The following is a 2,552-nucleotide window of genomic DNA, read 5'->3' as shown; positions in this document are numbered from 1 at the left end:
CCCCACTGCAGTGGGGTCGCGCCGTTCGCGAACTGCCTGTTACACGCGATAGGTCAGGCGTTTACTCCTGCTCGAAACGCCGTCGGAATCGTTCCTCCATCCGATGGGTGAACCCACCGGTGGATTTCCGATTCCCTCGGGCCTTGCTTCCCTGCCCTGGACTGGATCCGCCCCCTCGGGGAGCGTCACCGCCCGACTTCCCGCGCCGACTGCCGACGAGGAGCAGAACGCCCGCGCCGAACATCACGAGAAAGCCGAGCAAGCTGATGATCGGGAACCCGCCCGGCTTCACCGGCAGGGCAACGCCCGCGATCAACAACGCAAGGCCCACAACGAACAGCGCACCGGCTTGCAGCCGTCGACGACTGCCCGCCATGCTCAACCGATTGCCTCGGACGGTCGAGGCGAACTTGGGGTCCTCAGCATAGAGAGCGCTCTCGATTTGATCGAGCATGCGCTGCTCGTGCTCGGAGAGTGGCACGGTACCTCCCCCGGCACTAAAACGGTGGCCGCCGAATCCTCCGGTAGGAAACGGTGGGGGGCCGACTTTGACGGCCGCCTGATGTCAATACTACGAGTACATCATGCCCGGGACCACCAACTCCGGCAGGGAGTCCCGGACAGGTTGTCGAACGGCCCGGCTGTCCGGCATCGAAGGTCCCGGGTTCATCTCCGAACCTTCACACGGCCGACGAGACAATCCTCTACTTCATGGAGGAACGAACCGACCTCGTCGTAGAAGCTGTCGGCTTCGTCGACCGGAAGTGTCCGTGTGATTCCCGACTCGATCGCGGCGCGGGCCGCGGAACGGTCCGCGAAGAAATCCGCCCAGCGCGCAAAGTCGGGCTCCGCCTTCGCCATGAGCACCCATGCGTTACGGGTCCTGGCCCGCCGGACCGACGGCCCGGCGCGAACCTCCGCCGCCGCCAGAACCGCGCCCGCGCCCCGCAGCGCGGCGAGATAAGCGAGCTGAAACCGCTCGGCAGCATCGTGCGTCCCAGCGGCCTCACACAGCAAGTCGTCGGCTCGACGCAGCAGGGTCGCCGCCCGCGAAGACACCGGGCGCACAACGCAGCCCTGGCGTCCGAGTGCTGTTCCTCCGTCGCCAACCTGCGACACGACCATCACCCACCTCCCGGCGTCGGGTCGATGATCCGGGGATGTTCGCTTCCCTCGAACATCACCGGATCACCCTTGTCGAACATGCGTTCGACGTATTCAATATAGCTGCACCCACCGACACCTCGTCAAGGGAAGGCGGACTCCTCCCCGCATGAGTACGGACGCGACACCGCACGACGCGGCGCCGATACTTCTCGACCTGTCCCCGGCGGAATTCCGCGCCCGACTACCCGAGATGCTCCCCATCTACGTCGCGGCAATGAACTATCCCCGCGGAACCGAGTACCACCGCGCCCCGATGTGGTCCGAACACGCCGGTCGCGCCGGATGGCGTGCAGTCGCCGCGGTCCTACCGCACGACCCGTCCACGCTCGTCGCTGTTGCGTACGGGTATCGCGGCGCTCCACAGCAGTGGTGGCACCAGCAGGTTCGGTCCGGGATGCGCCACGCGGGACACCCGGCCGACCGAATCGACCGTACCCTCGGCGACTACTTCGAACTGACCGAAATACACGTGCATCCCGACGCACAGGGGCACCGCGTCGGCGAAGCACTCGTCCTGCGACTGCTCGACGGACGGCCCGAACGGACGGTCCTGCTGTCGACCCCCGAAGTGGCCGAAGAGAACAACCGCGCCTGGCGACTGTATCGCCGCCTCGGGTTCGGGGACGTCGTACGACACTTCGTCTTCACGGGCGACGCGCGTCCGTTCGCAGTGCTCGGACGCGACCTCCCCCTGACGATCGAGCAGGTTTCACGACGATAGCCTTGGGTCCGTGATCGACACTGTCGTGGTGGGTTCCGGGCACAACGCCCTCGTCTCCGCGTGCTACCTCGCGCGCGCCGGACGCTCGGTGGAGGTGCTCGAACGCGACACCGTGCTCGGCGGCGCCGTATCGACCGTCGAACGATTCCCGGGACACGCCGTCGACCGCGGCTCGTCCGCCCACATCATGATCCGGCACACCGGCATCCTCGAAGAACTGGAACTCGACCGTTTCGGGCTGCGCTACCTGGACTGCGATCCGTGGGCATACGCGCCTGCCCCACCGGCAGGCGACCGTCCCGGCATCGTCTTCCACCGCGACCTCGACCGCACCTGCCGGTCGATCGACGACGCCTGCGGGCCACGCGAGGCCGACGCCTACCGACGTTTCGTCGCCGTGTGGGGTCCGCGCAGCGCCGCCGTCATGCGCTCGTTCTCTGCACCGCCCACCGGCAGGCACCTCGTCTCGTCCTTCTGGGGGCTGGACACCGGCGGCGGTGGCAGCGACCTGTCCCGCCGGTTCCTGGCCTCCGGTGACGCACTGCTCGACGAGTACTTCGACGACGAACCCCTCAAGGCCGCGCTCGCGTGGTTCGGTGCGCAGTCCGGACCGCCGATGTCCGAACCGGGTACCGCGCCGATGGTCGGGTTCGCGGCGCTGATG

At 67.3% G+C, this 2,552-nt stretch carries 4 protein-coding genes; 2 read left to right on the top strand and 2 right to left on the bottom strand.

Annotated features, from left to right (window positions below; genetic code table 11):
* Positions 1-61 precede the first annotated feature (61 nt).
* Together WAX14_RS02265 and WAX14_RS02260 are read right to left on the bottom strand one after the other, a co-directional pair.
* Entirely contained in the window at positions 62-481 is a 420-nt protein-coding gene (locus WAX14_RS02265; RefSeq protein ID WP_422626473.1) for a DUF3040 domain-containing protein, read from the bottom strand.
* A 185-nt stretch (positions 482-666) separates the two neighbouring features.
* Positions 667-1,125, bottom strand: coding sequence for an SAV_6107 family HEPN domain-containing protein (locus WAX14_RS02260; RefSeq protein ID WP_422626472.1), 459 nt, complete (start codon positions 1,123-1,125; stop codon positions 667-669).
* Positions 1,126-1,273: 148 nt separating this feature from the next.
* Here WAX14_RS02260 and WAX14_RS02255 point away from each other — a divergent pair, with 148 nt between their 5' ends.
* Positions 1,274-1,888, top strand: coding sequence for a GNAT family N-acetyltransferase (locus WAX14_RS02255; RefSeq protein ID WP_422626471.1), 615 nt, complete (start codon positions 1,274-1,276; stop codon positions 1,886-1,888).
* A 10-nt stretch (positions 1,889-1,898) separates the two neighbouring features.
* On the top strand, positions 1,899-2,552 hold a 654-nt coding region (locus WAX14_RS02250; protein WP_422626470.1), incomplete at its 3' end, for a phytoene desaturase family protein.

Source organism: Rhodococcus sp. (in: high G+C Gram-positive bacteria), assembly GCF_049299235.1.
In the GTDB taxonomy this organism is placed as follows: Bacteria; Actinomycetota; Actinomycetes; order Mycobacteriales; family Mycobacteriaceae; genus Rhodococcus.
The sequence above is the reverse complement of the archived record's forward strand: the minus strand, read 5'-3'. Positions and strand labels throughout refer to the sequence as shown.

Bases quoted from the DNA above. Each gene is read 5' to 3' on its own strand.
- WAX14_RS02260 (WP_422626472.1), bottom strand. From the start codon at position 1,125: ATGGTCGTGTCGCAGGTTGGCGACGGAGGAACAGCACTCGGACGCCAG.
- WAX14_RS02255 (WP_422626471.1), top strand. From the start codon at position 1,274: ATGAGTACGGACGCGACACCGCACGACGCGGCGCCGATACTTCTCGAC.